At 51.6% G+C, this 15,455-nt stretch carries 15 protein-coding genes; 3 read left to right on the plus strand and 12 right to left on the minus strand.

What is annotated here, in order from left to right; translation table 11 throughout:
• Positions 1–126 precede the first annotated feature (126 nt).
• The 11 genes from ACAW75_RS01010 to ACAW75_RS01060 form a co-directional block, all read right to left on the minus strand.
• A complete protein-coding gene (locus tag ACAW75_RS01010; RefSeq protein ID WP_370726797.1) occupies positions 127–1,098 on the minus strand; it encodes a glycosyltransferase family 2 protein in 972 nt (323 codons plus the stop codon).
• On the minus strand, positions 1,080–2,582 hold the full coding sequence (locus tag ACAW75_RS01015) for a hypothetical protein (RefSeq protein WP_370726798.1): 1,503 nt from the start codon (positions 2,580–2,582) through the stop codon (positions 1,080–1,082). The genes ACAW75_RS01010 and ACAW75_RS01015 overlap by 19 nt, the downstream gene beginning before the upstream one ends.
• Positions 2,579–3,547, minus strand: a complete 969-nt coding sequence (locus tag ACAW75_RS01020) for a GDP-mannose 4,6-dehydratase (protein ID WP_370726799.1) — start codon at positions 3,545–3,547, stop codon at positions 2,579–2,581. The genes ACAW75_RS01015 and ACAW75_RS01020 overlap by 4 nt, the downstream gene beginning before the upstream one ends.
• A gap of 50 nt (positions 3,548–3,597) precedes the next feature.
• Positions 3,598–4,671, minus strand: a complete 1,074-nt coding sequence (locus ACAW75_RS01025) for an NAD-dependent epimerase/dehydratase family protein (protein WP_370726800.1) — start codon at positions 4,669–4,671, stop codon at positions 3,598–3,600.
• Positions 4,672–4,842: 171 nt separating this feature from the next.
• The gene (locus ACAW75_RS01030; RefSeq protein ID WP_370726801.1) at positions 4,843–5,121 is read right to left on the minus strand and encodes a hypothetical protein; all 279 of its coding nucleotides are present in this window, start codon (positions 5,119–5,121) and stop codon (positions 4,843–4,845) included.
• A gap of 67 nt (positions 5,122–5,188) precedes the next feature.
• Positions 5,189–6,964, minus strand: coding sequence for a M3 family oligoendopeptidase (locus tag ACAW75_RS01035; protein ID WP_370726802.1), 1,776 nt, complete (start codon positions 6,962–6,964; stop codon positions 5,189–5,191).
• 79 nt (positions 6,965–7,043) lie between these two features.
• The gene (locus ACAW75_RS01040; protein WP_370726803.1) at positions 7,044–7,760 is read right to left on the minus strand and encodes a T9SS type A sorting domain-containing protein; all 717 of its coding nucleotides are present in this window, start codon (positions 7,758–7,760) and stop codon (positions 7,044–7,046) included.
• Between the two features lie 686 nt (positions 7,761–8,446).
• Complete coding sequence (locus ACAW75_RS01045) at positions 8,447–9,373, minus strand: AraC family transcriptional regulator (RefSeq protein ID WP_370726804.1); 927 nt, start codon at positions 9,371–9,373, stop codon at positions 8,447–8,449.
• Positions 9,374–9,543: 170 nt separating this feature from the next.
• Entirely contained in the window at positions 9,544–10,713 is a 1,170-nt protein-coding gene (locus ACAW75_RS01050; protein ID WP_370726805.1) for an acyl-CoA dehydrogenase, read from the minus strand.
• A 161-nt stretch (positions 10,714–10,874) separates the two neighbouring features.
• Positions 10,875–11,612: a 3-oxoacyl-[acyl-carrier-protein] reductase gene (gene fabG / locus ACAW75_RS01055; RefSeq protein WP_370726806.1), complete on the minus strand. Its 738-nt coding sequence runs from the start codon at positions 11,610–11,612 to the stop codon at positions 10,875–10,877.
• Between the two features lie 102 nt (positions 11,613–11,714).
• Positions 11,715–12,185, minus strand: a complete 471-nt coding sequence (locus tag ACAW75_RS01060; protein WP_370726807.1) for a MaoC family dehydratase — start codon at positions 12,183–12,185, stop codon at positions 11,715–11,717.
• Between the two features lie 40 nt (positions 12,186–12,225).
• On the opposite strand from ACAW75_RS01060, the gene ACAW75_RS01065 reads away from it, so the two are divergent.
• The gene (locus ACAW75_RS01065) at positions 12,226–12,984 is read left to right on the plus strand and encodes an alpha/beta hydrolase (RefSeq protein WP_370726808.1); all 759 of its coding nucleotides are present in this window, start codon (positions 12,226–12,228) and stop codon (positions 12,982–12,984) included.
• A gap of 179 nt (positions 12,985–13,163) precedes the next feature.
• Positions 13,164–13,601, plus strand: a complete 438-nt coding sequence (locus ACAW75_RS01070) for an ABA4-like family protein (RefSeq protein ID WP_370726809.1) — start codon at positions 13,164–13,166, stop codon at positions 13,599–13,601.
• Here ACAW75_RS01070 and ACAW75_RS01075 read toward each other — a convergent pair.
• A complete protein-coding gene (locus ACAW75_RS01075) occupies positions 13,584–14,267 on the minus strand; it encodes an alpha/beta fold hydrolase (RefSeq protein ID WP_370726810.1) in 684 nt (227 codons plus the stop codon). The two genes, ACAW75_RS01070 and ACAW75_RS01075, sit on opposite strands and share 18 nt — an antisense overlap.
• A gap of 190 nt (positions 14,268–14,457) precedes the next feature.
• Between ACAW75_RS01075 and ACAW75_RS01080 the strand changes: the two genes are divergently transcribed.
• Positions 14,458–15,432, plus strand: coding sequence for a metallophosphoesterase family protein (locus ACAW75_RS01080; protein WP_370726811.1), 975 nt, complete (start codon positions 14,458–14,460; stop codon positions 15,430–15,432).
• Positions 15,433–15,455: the final 23 nt, after the last annotated feature.

Raw genomic sequence — 15,455 nt, forward strand, 5'->3', positions numbered from 1 at the left:
ACGCCTAGTTTTACCTGGCCATTAAGTTGTCATGACGCTATGTGGTCATTAATTGTCGCTTATCGCCACCCAACCAATGACCATTACTAACGGCGAAGCGCAATGCCAACTTAGTGACTACACACTTTAATAACCCTGTACCAGTTCGCCAGGTACGTCGAAATTAATCAGTTCTTTTACGCTATAGGGCATTTTTTGCTGTGACTCGTAATACGTCCGCATCAGAATCTCGGCAATGACGCCCATCAGCACCAACTGAATACCGACCACAAAAAACATGGAGGCGATAGTTGGCAATGGTGTCTCGACCAGGTCTTTCTGACCAGTCAGTTTGAAGTAAGCGGCTAGAATCACTGCCACAAACGTGACCAGAAAAGCCAGAATCCCCGCGCCACCAAAGAAGTGAATGGGCCGTTGCATGTACTTCTCCAGGAACTTGATCAGCACCAGATCGAGCAGCACTTTGTAGGTACGGAAGATGCCGTAATTACTTTTTCCGAACTGGCGCGGCTGGTAGTTGACCGGCATCTCGGTCACTTTCCCACCCTGCCAGGCACAATAGACCGGAATAAACCGGTGCATTTGGCCATACAGCGTTACGTCCTTGATCACCTCGCGGCGATAGGCTTTCAGGGTACAGCCGTAATCATGAAGTGGTACCCCCGAAATGCTGCTGATCAGCTTATTAGCGGTCATCGAAGGCAGCTTACGGGTCAGGAACTCACCCTTCCAACGATTCTGCCGCCAACCGCTCACTACGTCATAGCCGTCATCCAGCCGGTTGACGAGCTTGGCAATATCGTTGGGGTCATTTTCAAGGTCACTATCGATCAGCACGATCACCTCGCCCGACGCATGTTGAATACCCGCGTTGATAGCCGCCGTCTGCCCGAAGTTACGCTTGAAGTTCACGGCCTTTACCCGTTTGTTCCGCGAACAAACAAGGCGCAGCTGATCCAGCGAATCATCTTTCGACCCGTCGTTAACGGCAATGATTTCATAATCATACTGTCCGATAGCATTTTCGAGCGTATCAAACAGGATGGGAATGCTTTTCGATTCGTTATAAATCGGCACTATTACGGAGAGGTAGGCCATGCAACTGAACGGTTTTGAGACTGTCTGGAACGAGCAATAGACAAAAAGGTAGTAACGGCACTTAGGACCAAAAACGGATAAAAAGGAGCCAGGTAACGAGTTTCGGGATGGCGCAACACCACTACATACACGATGATGCAGTAAGCCACCGAGAGCGGGATCAGCAACAGGCGAGCGTCATGTTTCAGCCCGCGTCGGGTTAGTAATACCAGCCCAAGTAATCCTGGAATCAATACGAAGATATAATGATACACCCGAAGCAAAAACCGGGGCCAGTGTGACCGCACTATATCATCAAGGAACGTGTAGCCCCAACTGCCGTGTAAAAATGTAAACGTATAACGAAGCGGTGCCCACACATGATACACCAGCGGGTTGTCTTCGCGCACCGACCGGGTGTACCGGTTCATTTTCTCCTTTATCTGCGCCGAAATAGCACTTCGCTGCACCGAATCGAGCACCGGCCCGTTTCCCAGGCGGTAACACAGATTACGAACCGAGGTGACCGAATCGAGATTGAATTTTGCGGTGTACACATAGTTGGGTGGCGGCCCCAGTTCCTCGTTCACATACCAGCGCACCGGCGGCAGGAAATTGTTGTTCCCCCAGCCCTGAATCCAGCGGATGCCGGTATTGGGAAACCAGAACGAAAAGTCTTCGCCATAGGTCTGGCAAAAGGCCATCAGGTCGAAATAATTGGCAGGCCAGAAACTTTCGGGGTACCACGGACTTTTCAGCAAGGGAATCACCTCTTTGTAGGTCCGGTAGTTGCGCACCATCCAGGCCCCATCGGCTAGAACAAAGGGCAATAGAAAAAGGAAACTATACCGAATCAGTTGCTTGATTTTCAACTGCTTCTGTAACCAGCGAAAACCCCAGATCACCAGCGGAACGGCCAGTAATGGGGCGTGGGCAGGCTTCAGAAAGATCGACCAGGTTAGCCACGTACCGGCGGCTACCAGCGGTATCCAGCGAGCAGGTCGCTCATCGACGCGCAGGAAACTGTATAAAAAGAAGATGGAAACCGAAGCGGCAAGGCTCTCGGTCAGGAAATAGCCATCGAAAACACTGACAAACGTGCTGAACAAATAGATGAAGAACGCCCAGTAGAACGCCCGGTCGGCCTGGAACAGGCGCTTAGCGCACAAACCAAGCACATAGACCGATATGGCCGACACAATCAGTTGTAGCAGAATAACCAGGTTGCAAGCCACCGGCGGACTGAATAGCATCCGAAAAGCCAGATAGATAGCCGAATAAGCAGGCATTCGTACATCCGTTTTAAACCCCTGATGAGCCAGCAGGCTCTCGATGGGCTGGATGTACGTCATCATATCGCCGTTGCTCTGCCCCCAAAACCCATCGATGTCGTGGTAGTATGTCCGGGTCAGAAACCAGCTCAGAAATAGCCCCTTTACTATCAGCGCTACGCTAGTCCAGTAAAGCCAGCTACTGGCCGGTTTGAGCAACAGCGGTTTGGTCATAGGTACGTTGTTTTGTACCAATCGACAAACCGGCCCAGGCCTTCTTCCAGCGATACCTTCGGCTTGTATCCTAACAGCTCTGATGCCCGCGATACATCGGCATACGTGCGGTCCACATCGCCAGGCTGCATGGGTAGGTACTGAATCTGGGGGGCCTTGTTCATCAGCCGATACAACGTGCTCACAAGTGTTTGCAGCGTTACCGGACTATGATTGCCCAGGTTAATGATCTCGTACGTAGTGGGGTTCGCGTCGAGGTACGTTAGCGCGGCCATAATACCCGCCACGGTATCGCCCACGTAGGTATAATCGCGGGAGGTGTCACCCTTGCCAAACATGGGAATCGGCTGGTCGGCGGCCATCATCCGAACAAATTTGTGAATGGCCAGATCGGGCCGCTGCCGTTCTCCGTAAACGGTGAAGAAGCGAAGATTAACGATACCCATACCATACAGGTGATGGTAGTTATGAGTCAGCAGTTCGCACGAACGCTTGGTAAACGCATAGGGCGATATAGGCTGCTCAACGCTGTCGGTCTCACTGAAGGGTATCTTCTCATTGTTGCCATACACAGACGACGACGAGGCAAAAACCATCTTGCCGATGCCACGCCGCTGCATCCAGGCCAGCAGGTTATTCGTACCGGTAATGTTCGTACTGATATACTCGTCGGGCTGCTCGATGGATGGGCGCACGCCTGCTTTGGCCGCAATGTGAATAACGGCATCTACATCCGTATCGAGCGCATTGAGCCAGGCAGAATCCCGGATATCGGCCTCGATGAACGTGAAATTCGGATGGCTTAGCGCACCCGATATATTCCGTTCTTTAACGGCACGCGGGTAGAACGAATCAAAATTGTCAACGCCAATAACCCGGTATCCACTGGCCAATAGCCGATCCGTGAGGTGACTACCGATAAAGCCCGCGCATCCAGTGACTACTAATTGGGTAGAAGGTTTCATGAGTGAAATGGGGGTGGCCGTCGGCTGGTACCCGACGGCCACTGGCTCGATCAGGCGGTTTGCCCTAACCGAGCTACCATGCTATCGTGGATCTGCACCAATGTCTGATGCAGATCGTAGGTCCAGTTCCAGCCGGGGTAATGCTCTTTAAATTTATTCAGATTCGAAATATACCAGATATGATCACCAATCCGGTTGGTATCAGAGTAGGTATAATTCATGGTGTTGCCCGAGATCTCTTCGCATACGTTGATCGCTTCGAGCATGGAGCAGTTGGCATGACGGCCGCCGCCAGCGTTGTACACCTCACCAGCGCGAGGGTTCTGGTAAAAGTGCCAGAACATATTCACCAGATCATAGCTATGGATATTGTCACGTACCTGCTTGCCTTTGTAACCAAAGATGGTGTACTGCGTGCCCGTAATGGCGCACTTCATCAGGTAGCTCAGGAAACCATGCAGCTGCGCACCCGAATGGTTAGGGCCCGTTAAACACCCCCCCCGGAACACGGCCGTCTTCATACCGAAATACCGGCCATACTCCTGCACCAGAATGTCGGCCGCTACTTTCGACGCGCCAAATAAGGAATGCTTGGTATGGTCGATACTCATGAACTCATCGATGCCATCTTTGAAATACGGATGGTTTTCGTCGATTTCCCAGCGGGTTTCCGTCTCGATCAACGGCAGGTAGTTTGGGTTGTCGCCGTATACCTTGTTGGTCGATGTGAAGATGAATACCGCCTCCGGCGCGTGCTGCCGGGTCATCTCGAGCAGATTCAGCGTGCCGTTGGCGTTTACCGTAAAGTCGGTAAACGGTTCGCGGGCGGCCCAGTCATGGCTGGGTTGAGCAGCAGCATGAACGATCAACTTGATGTCGGCGCCAAATTCTTTAAAGATTGGCTCCAGTTGCGACACCTCGCGAATGTCGGCGGGGCGATGCGTATAATTACTAAACGCATCTTTCAACCGATTGCGATTCCACTCTGTTGAGCCATCTGCGCCAAAGAAGTACTGGCGCATGTTGTTGTCGATCCCTACGACCAGGTCAAACTTATCTGAAAAAAAGGCAACTGACTCGCTGCCAATGAGTCCTGCCGAACCTGTAACTAATGCAACATTCATACCTTCAACGCCTTGTTTATCAGCCTACACTATCCAAAAAATCCTAATTGAACGGGCTTAGTAGTGGGGCAAAGTAACGCAAAAAAGTCATATTCACTGCCACCATTCCCTAACAAAGAAAGAGGCGATACCCCATGGCATCGCCTCTTTCTTTCCGATGGCCTGGCAGAATTAAGCGCCCTGCCCAACCGTGCCAGCTCCAAACAGCTTCTCACGGATTTTTTGTGTCCGCGCATCCAGCTCTGGATTTGGCTTGTATTTATATGTCGACTGAACGGCGGCCGAATCAGGACCGGTTCCGTAAACCTCACCGTCGCCGGCTTTGTAGCCCGACCGGAAATCGTTCTTACGGAAATCTTCCTGACGGATGGTGTTATTCTTTTGGTAATCGCATGAAGCCAGTGAGAGACCAGCCAGCACACACATACCCATATACACGACGCGTTTCATAGCAGCTTGATTGTAAATCGAAAGTTCCGCAAAGGTAATCACAAAGTGGTTAGTCGGCAGAAATTGCTTATTGCTTTTTTAGATCGTTGATCTCTTGCTGTACAAAGGCCATTAATTCACCGATATGCGCCTTTGAAAAGTCGAACGGCACACGAGCCGCCTCATAAATGGCCCGGATGGGCGCCTGGTAGCCCAGCTTGAGCGCTTCTTTGTACCCCTGAAGGCCCGCCTGTGCATTCTGCCGGTAGTTGCGCCATACGCCAATAGCACCAAGTTGCGCAATACCGTATTCAATGTAGTAGAAGGGCACTTCGTAGAGGTGCAGCTGTTTTTGCCAGATGTATTCTTTGTAGTGCTCCAATCCACGCCAGTCAGTGATTGTGTCGGCAAAACGGTCATAGGTACGTACCCAGGCCGCTCGGCGTTCAGCCGTCGAGTGGATCGAACCTGATTCGGATGGCGTTCCATAAAGCCAGTGCTGAAACTGATCGATGGTGGCTACCCAGGGTAGCGTCTCTACGATTGATTCCAGGTGCGCCAGTTTAGCGCGACGCAGCTCATCTGGCTTATCAAAAAAGACATCCCAATGATCCATCGACATCAATTCCATCGACATCGACGCCAGTTCGGCGACCTCCATCGGTGGGTTACGGAAGGCCTTTAGGGGCAGCTCACGCGTCAGGAATGAATGAACGGCATGACCGCCCTCGTGTACCATCGTCACTAAATCGCGCAGGCTGGACGTGGCGTTCATGAAAATAAACGGAACGCCGATTTCTTCGAGCGGATAATTGTACCCACCCGGCGCCTTTCCTTTTCGCGACTCCAGATCCAGGTGGCCCATTTTCCGCATGATGCGCAGGTAACCACCCAGTTCACCCGTTGTATCGAGCCTATCGAAGCAGCGAATTGTTTTATCGACCAGATCGGCAGCTGTAGCGAACGGTACCAGCGGCGGATGCCCGTCGGGGTCCACTTTGGTATCCCACGGCCTCAGGGTTTGTACCGAATCGTCGGTACGCTGTAGTTTGACCAACCGTTCTGCGGCCTGCTCATTCAACAAAGGCACCACTGCTTCGGCCACCGATTCGTGAAAGGTAAAACAATCGTCGGGGGTATAATCGAATCGACCCAACGCAGCGAACATATAGTCACGAAAGTTGGCAAAACCGGCATTCTGCGCGATCTGCTGCCGTAACTCAATGAGCTTATCGAACAGATCATCCAGTTTTTCATGATCCCTGAACCGACGTTCCTGAATTAAAAACCACGCATTCTCGCGCACTTTCCGGTCTGTCGACTGTAGTAAGTCAGATGCTTTCTGAAGCGTAACCTCTTCGCGAATACCGTTCGTCTCAATGGTTACCGTCATGGCCCCGACAATGGCACCGTATTGCCGTTCTTCGGTCTGCATCTCCGTTTGCAGGGGCACGTTTTCGTCCCGGAAGATGGTGCTCGCCATCTGCATGCCACGTACCATCACTTGCTCGGCAGTAGTCGTCAGTTCGGCCAGCCACGGACTGTCCAACGCCTTTTTATCAAGATCATTCCCCAACGTACTCATCATTGGCTGAATGGTTTCGATAAAGAAGTTTAACCGTTCTACCAGGTCTGCATTGGCCGTATCGCAGGTCATGCGAATGTAGCGCCAGGCGAAGTTTTCGGAGAGGTACGATTCCAGTTCACTCCGGTCGCTGAACCAATGCCGCAGGGCATCGGCATGCGGAATGGGGCGACTCAGCAATTCATCGTAAAAAGGCTGTACATCGGCCCATGATTGAAGTTCATAGCTCTCGGGCAGGAAGTGCCGGGCTGGCCGGGCAAGAGTTAATTCAGCTTGCATAGATGGTCAAGATACAAAATCACTGACTTTGTATAGGACACCCAAAACCGGTTTTTTGTTGCAACCCAGCCTACAATCGCTACCGAACCAGCACCTTCACCGCCTGGCCCATTGCCCCATCGCGCACAGTGAGCAGGTACAACCCCGGCGCAAGTGGTATATCGGGTTGCCAGGTGGCTTCCGTATCGGTTAGTTTGAGCCAGTTACCCCGAATTGTTTGCCCGGCTACTGTCTGAATGGTAGCCGTTGGTGCCATCAGATTACGTAGCTGAAGCTGAAACTGCCGACCGTCAGACGGATTGGGGTAGACCTGAATGAATGGCTGGTCGGTACGAATGATCACGGCAATGGTTTTCGAGTAGTTTACCGATCCATCCTGGTCGACCTGTTTTAAACGGTAGTAGTTGGCTCCATGAGCGGGCTGCTCGTCGAGCAACGCGTAGGTACGTGGCCCATTGGTAGTACCGGCGGCAGGCAACGTACCTACTTCGATAAACTCAGCCGCATCGGTACTGCGTTGCACCACGAACCGGTCGGCCGTCCGTTCCCAGGCCGTGGCCCAGCTTAGTTGCACCCTATTGGCAACTGGTTTTCCCTGAAAACTGACCAGTTCAACGGGTAAGGTTGGGGCATGTACTGTACCGCTTAGGGCCACACTCCCAATCCGTATTAAGCGGGCGGGATCGGTAGCACCCCAAAAATAGATGCGAACAGTGAAGGTGGCGGTGATGAGACTAATACCTGTTATCGGAACAGTAATGTTAGTAGGAGTGGCTGTTACTGATCCAATGCTCAAGGAAGTATAGGATGAAACAAACCCATTCGTACTACTTCGTACTTCAAAAGCAGATGGCCCTGATAATATAGTTGCCGTATTATTGTTCTCTACATTGATCGCAAACTGGGTAATCGTTAGGCTGTATGTACTGGCTGGCGTTATCTTAACTTCTAAATATCGCCCCAGATTAGGGGCAGTTACATCCCACTGATTACAGTTAAAGCGACTACTAGCAATTGTCGTACTAGCTCCCGGATTAACATAGGCCGCCACAGATGCTGTCACATTAGTGGCAACTGGGCTCGCGTTGACTCCAGAATTCCCAAAAGACCACGTAGCCAAATTCTGACCGATACTGACCGAATGTATGGTACAAAGTAGACATAGGAGTATCACAACGCGACCGATAAGGCTTGTGGAATAAGTAGACGGGGTGTTCATAAAAAATAAATTACGCTGGGATATACTAGACTATAATTTCGTGTGTTTCAAGCTGTAGCCGAGATGACAAAAAAAGTGATAAATGCTGAATAAATTGAGTAAAAAACACCAGTAAATAAATAGCAATTATCTGATAATCAAAATATGTGTTTCTAAAATAGAAAATTTGCTTACTTATATTTTATAGCAAACAAAAAGCCCGACTCAGAAGTATCCGAGTCGGGCTTTTAACGTACAGTTTATAAAAGGAGTCGTTTGCTAGCTTAGACGTTCATGAGCGATTCACGGCGGCGCATTTTACCGGCTGGGATACCGAACATCATCTTGAATCGACGGCAGAAATAGGCGGTATCTTTGTACCCTACTTCAGCGCCGATTGCCCGAATGCTTTTCTTGCTGGTGCGTAGCAAGCCCACAGCCGCTTCCATCCGCTGGTATTCGATATAGTCCTGCGGATTGATGCCCGTCAGCATCTTGAAATACTGACCCACGTAATCTTCCGATACGTTGGCCACATTGGCGAGCACTTTATTCGAGAGGTCACCACCAATATTGTCTTTGATATAGGCAAAGATGTCGATCAGGCGAGGATCTTTAAAGTAAGTACTATTGGTGACCAGTTGTTCAACAAACAGACGTTGCTTCAGAATATAACGGATCACCTCAATCACGATCTCCTCGGTCTTGATCTTAATTACCCGCCCTTTGCCAGCCACATCGGTCATATCCTCGATCAGGATTTGCCGGATGGCCTGCGCCAGCGTTTCATCATGCTTGATGATAAACGGCGGCACGTCGAGCGAATTGAAGAAGTTGACTGAGTCGAACACCTTCGCTTCAAAAGAGACGTACCCAAACGAATTGGGCATATTGCCAATACGGGTCGGGTCGCGGTTCGCCTCGAAATAATGTTCCCGGTGGGTCATGAACTCTTCATTCGTGACGGGCTTCGGGTTCGATGGTTCGCCGTAGGTAACCGTTACGTGTTTGCCACCTGGAATGAAGAGCATATCACCGATATCAACTTTCTGATGCTCGTCGCCGTATGACACTTCACCGTTATATAGGATCAACAATGTGTTCTCCACATCGTAGAAATTCTTGATCACAATGGGCTGGAGGATACGAATATTCCGTGCCTTGATAAATTTCACCCCCAGCGATTCGATAATCTTATTATAGTCTTCCATAGTCGGAACGGGATTACTGTAGCCGTGTTGCGCTGCAATATTGCACAAAACTAATAAATTGTACAAAACTAATACAAGCACAAAAGTTTCCGTTAGCTAAAAAAAAATGGCCCTATTCGCTGAAAATAGGGCCGTCACCTCATTAAAATATAGTTTTTTTAAGAAACTACCTATCGAATCAGTTCGCGGGCAATCACTAATTTTTGGATTTCAGAGGTACCTTCATAGATCTGGGTGATCTTGGCGTCGCGCATCATTCGCTCAACATGGAACTCCTTGACGAAGCCGTAACCACCGTGTATCTGAACGGCTTCGGTGGTTGCCCACATGGCAATATCCGACGCAAACAGCTTAGCCATAGCGGCTGCCTGCACATAGTCTTTGTGCTCGTCTTTCAACCGAGCCGCCTTATAGACCAGCAGGCGGGCCGCTTCAATTTTCGTTGCCATTTCGGCCAGTTTAAATTGAATGGCCTGGTGCTCATAAATGGCTTTACCGAACGCCTTGCGCTCCTGGCTGTACTTAAGCGCCAGCTCATAAGCCCCCGCCGCAATGCCGAGTGCCTGAGCCGCGATACCGATTCGGCCACCGTTCAGGGTCGACATGGCGAATTTGAAGCCGAACCCATCCTCACCGATTCGATTTTCTCTGGGCACTTTCACATCGGTGAATAGTAACGAATGAGTATCTGACGCGCGAATACCCAGTTTATCTTCTTTTTTCCCGACCACAAAGCCGGGGGTTCCCTTCTCAACGATCAGGCAGTTGATGCCCCGGTGTTTTTTTTCCCGGTCTGTCTGCGCAATCACCAGCGCCACCCCCGACGAGCCCCCGTTGGTGATCCAGTTTTTGGTGCCATTTATGACGTAATGGTCGCCCCGGTCTTCGGCGGTAGTGCTTTGTGAGGTAGCATCAGAGCCTGCTTCGGGTTCTGACAAACAGAACGCGCCAATCATCTGCCCGGTAGCCAGCGGTACCAGGTATTTCTGTTTCTGTTCTTCTGACCCGAAGGCTTCCAGCCCATAGCAAACCAGCGAATTATTGACCGACATGATGACGGAAGCGGATGCATCGACCTTCGAAATGGCCTCGATAGCCAGTGCATAAGAGACGGTATCCATACCGCCGCCGCCATAATCAGGTGAGACCATCATCCCCAGGAAGCCTAATTCACCCATCCGACGTACCTGTTCGGCTGGAAATTGCTGGGCATTGTCACGCTCAACAATACCCGGCAACAGTTCGGTATTGGCAAAGTCACGGGCGGCTTCCTGGACAGCCAAGTGTTCTTCTGATAAATTAAAATTAAGGCCCTGCAGGTCTTGTGGTGCCGTTGTCATAGTTGTGATGATGAAACGAGTTACGACAAAAGTACAAAGTAAATAGTATGCATGCATACGGTTTTTTGTCCTCTGGCCTCTGTTTTCTGTTGCTTTACTAATGAGACAAGTCGTTGCCTGGCGGCGGAACAGAAGACAGAGGCCAGAAAACAGAGGACTCCTTATGATGCCTGCCCGCCATTGACACCGAGAACCTGCCCGTTCACGAACGAAGCCTCCTCAGACGCCAGGTACAGATAAGCGTAGGCAATGTCTTCGGGCTCACCCATTCGTTTGGCGGGAATCAGTTTAATGGTAGCCTGTCGGGCCTCTTCGGGCATCGCATCGGTCATATCGGTCCGAATAAAACCGGGCGCAACGGCATTGGCGGTAATCCCTTTCGAGCCAAGTTCTTTGGCCCAGGTACGGCACATGGCAACCACCCCCGCTTTGGTGGCAGCATAGTTTGTTTGGCCGAAATTGCCGTGTACGCCCACCACCGACGAGGTACAGATGATTCGGCCATAGCCGCGCTCGACCATATGTGGCACCACCGCTTTTGTACAGTTGAAGACACCCGTCAGGTTCACGTCGATCACCTGTTGCCACTCGGCATGGCTCATTTTAAGCAGGGTGCGGTCGCGGGTGATACCTGCATTATTGACCAGAATATCGATCTGGCCATGCTGTTCCAGTACCGACCGAACGGCTTCTTCCACGCCAGGTACGTCGGTAACGCTCACCCGCATGAAGGTGGCCTTCCGACCCTGATCGCGTAGGCTTTGGGCGGTTGTCTCGCCGTCATCAAGCATATCCCAGATAATGACGGTGGCACCCTCGCGGGTAAAAATGTCAGCAGCAGACCGGCCAATGCCGCGCGCTCCTCCTGTAATGATGGCAACTTTATCGTTTAGGCGCATAAGCGTTTTTAATGGCCCATGCCCGGTGAATCATGGACAATGACTCTGCCTGGGTACGTTCCGTGGCGAAGCCATGATCCATTGTGCATGGGCCATCTTTTTTTACTCAAACAACAACATAATCAACTCGGCAACGCAGGCAGGCTTGGTTTGGCCTTCTACTTCGAACACGCACTCGATGATGGCCCGAACACCGTCGCTGTCTTCATTGGCATTGGTCGGCTCGGCGTGGTGCAACCATGCTTTCATACGTACCTGGCTTCCACTTGGTACCGCATTGGTAAAGCGAATTTTGTTGGCTCCGTAGTTGATGCCCATCTTCACCGACTCCACTTTGTAAATATCGGCCAGCAAATGAGGTGCCAGTGATAATGTCAGAAATCCGTGCGCGATGGTGGTCTTATAGGGCGATTCACGAGCGGCCCGGTCTGGCTCCAGATGAATCCACTGGTGGTCGCCGGTGGCGTCAGCAAACAACTGGATTTGCTCTTGTGAGATCGTCACCCAGTCTGTTGTACCGAGTTCCTGCCCGGCATGGGCCGTGAAAGCGGCGAGGTTAGGGAATGTTTGCATAGGCATCAAACGTTGGTCTATAGCAACCAGCGTCTACAAAGTGTTAACGTTTATCAAATACGGTTCGGGGCCAATCGTCTGGCTGGCTTTTCACGGTATTGGTCAGGATAGTCGCTGTTTTGAGCCATTTGCCAAGCCATTGGCATCCACCCACACGATTTATAGCGTTGATCTTCCCTTCCACGGTGAAAGCCGGCTTGCCGGCTGGCCTTCGGTAATAACCAGTACGTACTGGCAAAGTTTACTCACCGAATTCATGGCCCGGCACCGGATTGATCGCTTTTCGGTAGTTGGTTTCAGTATAGGCGGTCGTTTTGCCCTGATCACCGCTCAATTGTTTGCCAACCGGGTGGGCGAGCTAGTATTACTGGCTCCCGATGGCATTACGCAAAACCCCTGGTTTACGCTGGCCACGTCGACTAAAGCTGGACGAGCGTTGTTACGTTTCTTCCTGAATAACACACCGTTGTTCACAAAGGCAGCCCATGTATTGGTTAAAGCTGGTCTGCTCAATGCGTCATTACTCCGCTTTGGCGAAGCAACTATGCAGACGCCCGCCCAACGTACCCAGATCTATCAATCCTGGACGGGTTTTCGATTGCTGCGCATTGACAGGCATGTGTTTGCCAAAACGATGATCGAGCATGGCGTTCAGGTACGTCTGTTTCTAGGAATGTACGATGTTGTTTTGCCCCAACGACGTGTACAGCCGCTCATCGACCTATTGCCCAACAGTGCATTAACCCTGTTGCCAACCGGACATACTTCGCTGGTCAAACGGGTGGCCGAGCAACTGTAAACCGGGGAAAATGTTATGCCTATTTAGCCCATTCAATCAGTATATACTAAACATTTACGTGAGTTATCCACACTTTACCCCTAAATCAGTGTGGATAACCTAATATATTGTGGATTACTTTCCTTGGGCCTTTCATACTAAAGCGTTACTTTAGATAAGTAGACCTTTCCTTGTTGACTATGTCATACGAATCGGCTTTCTCACTCGCCAATGCGCTCGTCTTCCCTCAATGGCTATTGATGTTGACGGCTCCGCGCTGGCACGTTACGCAGTGGCTCACCCGAACGCTGCTGATTCCCGCCCTACTCGCCATCCTATACGCGTACTACCTGTTCACCAGTACAGGCGGCACGCTCGACTTTATGTCGTTTGCTACCTTAAAAGGAGTCATGACGCTCTTTGAGCAGGGCGGCGAGGGCGTACTGCTGGCCGGCTGGATACATTACCTTGCCTTTGATCTGGTCGCTGGCTGCTGGATCCTCCGTGATGCCCAGCAGTACACTATTGCCCACGGCTGGCTGGTTCCCTGCCTGCTGTTCTGCTTTATGCTCGGTCCGTTAGGCATGTTACTGTATGTGCTTATACGGGGAAGAAAAGGCTTAAGCCCCTTGCCTTAAGCCTGCTAACCAGGCTAAAATTGGCGCGGCGACCGCTTCGGGATGAAAAACCAGGTTGAAATGATCGCCAGGCGTTTTGTGGTACGGTTCATCGGGATAGCGCAACACATTGTCGGGAGGGGTATGGATCCGAACATCGGGGGTGGCGGGCGGGATAGGAAACGGGGCCAGTAAAACGCGTAGCTGCTGATAAACATACCGCCGTGGTTGGCTGAGCATGTTGTTAATCAGTGCTTTGTGTAGCGATCGAGACTCGTCGAACGGATATTTTTTCAGGGCATAGCTGGCAAATGCGTTACTCTGCACAATACCCCAGTTGACAAGTAGCCGAACCAGGCCAATATTACGGGTGAATGTGATTACCTTCTTGACATCGGTGTATGATGAGATAAGCACGGCCCGGCAACCCGTTTGCGCTTTTAGGTTGGCCGCAATCCAGCCGCCCATCGAATGCCCGATCACCACGTCGTCGGCGCTGATCTGATGGGTCCTGGCCAGGTACGCTGCCAGCGTCGAAACGTTTACGGTTTTATCGTCGGGATCCCACCGGGCAAATTCATCCCGTAAGTTCAGTGTCAACACCGACGCTGTAGGGAGTAGCGGAGCCAGGTTATCGAAAATACTTGGGTCTTCGACGTACCCATGAATGTAGATCAGTCGGGCCATACGCAGGGAGCAATTTAGTGGCTCAATATACGCCTTCCAGCCCCGTTGGCCTTGCTAATGATCCATTTTCATTGCTATTACCGAATTATTACGAAAAGCCGCAGGCGACCGAAATACCTAACAGATTCATAACCATAGGCCAATAGCTACGTCATGGGACCAGGCGACTTTTGTAGCGAGAAAACGGACTATGAATCGCCGGAACCTACTTAAACGGGCGGGCGCTGGTCTTGCCACCCTGGCTACGCCTTCGCTTGCCGCCCACGCCGCTTCCCTTTTGCCCGATTCACACGCATCGGCGGCCTGTTCTCCCTCGCTTACAATCGAACCAGCACCCCGTCGTTCGGTACGCATTGCCCACCTCACGGATGTACACATGCAAGCGATGGTAGGGGCGGCCAAAGGGTTTGGCCGCTGTTTGCACCACGCCCAAAACCTCGCGATCAAACCCGATTTACTGGTCAACGGCGGCGACGCCATCATGGAAGCGCACGGTAGGGGGCGTAGCAGTGTTGAACGCCAGTGGAAACTGTATCGCGAGGTGTTGCAGCAGGATAACAGCCTGCTGGTCTTGAGTTGCGTAGGCAACCACGATATCTGGTGCCGCGAGGAAACAGCGATAGCCCTGGCCGATGGGCGAAAATGGGCGATGGATGAACTGGCTATCACCCGGCCCTATTACAGCCTTGACCGGAACGGCTGGCACCTGATCATCCTCGACAGTGTGCAGGCGAACGCTGACGGAAGCTGGTACACCGCCCACCTCGACGAAGCGCAGTACGACTGGCTGGTGGCCGATTTACGGGCAACGCCCGCTAACGTACCCGTGCTGGTGATCACGCACATTCCGATTCTGGCCGCCTGCGTTTTCTTCGACGGCAAACGTTACGAAGGACAGACCTGGAACGTACCTGGCCGATGGATGCACGCCGACGCCCGTCGACTGGTTGATCTGTTTGCCAGGCATCCCAACGTGAAAGCCTGCCTGAGTGGCCATATCCATCTGACCGATCGTGTGGATCTTAATGGAGTCAGTTACTACTGCAATGGAGCGGTGAGCGGTGCCTGGTGGTTCGGTGCCTACCAGTATACCGCCGCGGGCTACGCCGTTGTCGATTTGTACGATGATGGCAGCGTGCAGAATCAGTATATCACGTATTCCTAGTAAACAACGGGTTTACCTACCTT

The organism is Fibrella arboris (assembly GCF_041321095.1).
Classification (GTDB): Bacteria; Bacteroidota; Bacteroidia; order Cytophagales; family Spirosomataceae; genus Fibrella; species Fibrella arboris.

What these genes read in the sequence shown, in the direction of transcription:
- ACAW75_RS01050 (WP_370726805.1), bottom strand. Translation starts at nt 10,713, where the DNA reads ATGACAACGGCACCACAAGACCTGCAGGGCCTTAATTTTAATTTATCA.
- ACAW75_RS01010 (WP_370726797.1), bottom strand. Translation starts at nt 1,098, where the DNA reads ATGGCCTACCTCTCCGTAATAGTGCCGATTTATAACGAATCGAAAAGC.
- ACAW75_RS01080 (WP_370726811.1), top strand. Translation starts at nt 14,458, where the DNA reads ATGAATCGCCGGAACCTACTTAAACGGGCGGGCGCTGGTCTTGCCACC.
- ACAW75_RS01025 (WP_370726800.1), bottom strand. Translation starts at nt 4,671, where the DNA reads ATGAATGTTGCATTAGTTACAGGTTCGGCAGGACTCATTGGCAGCGAG.
- ACAW75_RS01060 (WP_370726807.1), bottom strand. Translation starts at nt 12,185, where the DNA reads ATGCAAACATTCCCTAACCTCGCCGCTTTCACGGCCCATGCCGGGCAG.
- ACAW75_RS01075 (WP_370726810.1), bottom strand. Translation starts at nt 14,267, where the DNA reads ATGGCCCGACTGATCTACATTCATGGGTACGTCGAAGACCCAAGTATT.
- ACAW75_RS01070 (WP_370726809.1), top strand. Translation starts at nt 13,164, where the DNA reads ATGTCATACGAATCGGCTTTCTCACTCGCCAATGCGCTCGTCTTCCCT.
- ACAW75_RS01045 (WP_370726804.1), bottom strand. Translation starts at nt 9,373, where the DNA reads ATGGAAGACTATAATAAGATTATCGAATCGCTGGGGGTGAAATTTATC.
- ACAW75_RS01020 (WP_370726799.1), bottom strand. Translation starts at nt 3,547, where the DNA reads ATGAAACCTTCTACCCAATTAGTAGTCACTGGATGCGCGGGCTTTATC.
- ACAW75_RS01015 (WP_370726798.1), bottom strand. Translation starts at nt 2,582, where the DNA reads ATGACCAAACCGCTGTTGCTCAAACCGGCCAGTAGCTGGCTTTACTGG.
- ACAW75_RS01035 (WP_370726802.1), bottom strand. Translation starts at nt 6,964, where the DNA reads ATGCAAGCTGAATTAACTCTTGCCCGGCCAGCCCGGCACTTCCTGCCC.
- fabG (WP_370726806.1), bottom strand. Translation starts at nt 11,612, where the DNA reads ATGCGCCTAAACGATAAAGTTGCCATCATTACAGGAGGAGCGCGCGGC.
- ACAW75_RS01030 (WP_370726801.1), bottom strand. Translation starts at nt 5,121, where the DNA reads ATGAAACGCGTCGTGTATATGGGTATGTGTGTGCTGGCTGGTCTCTCA.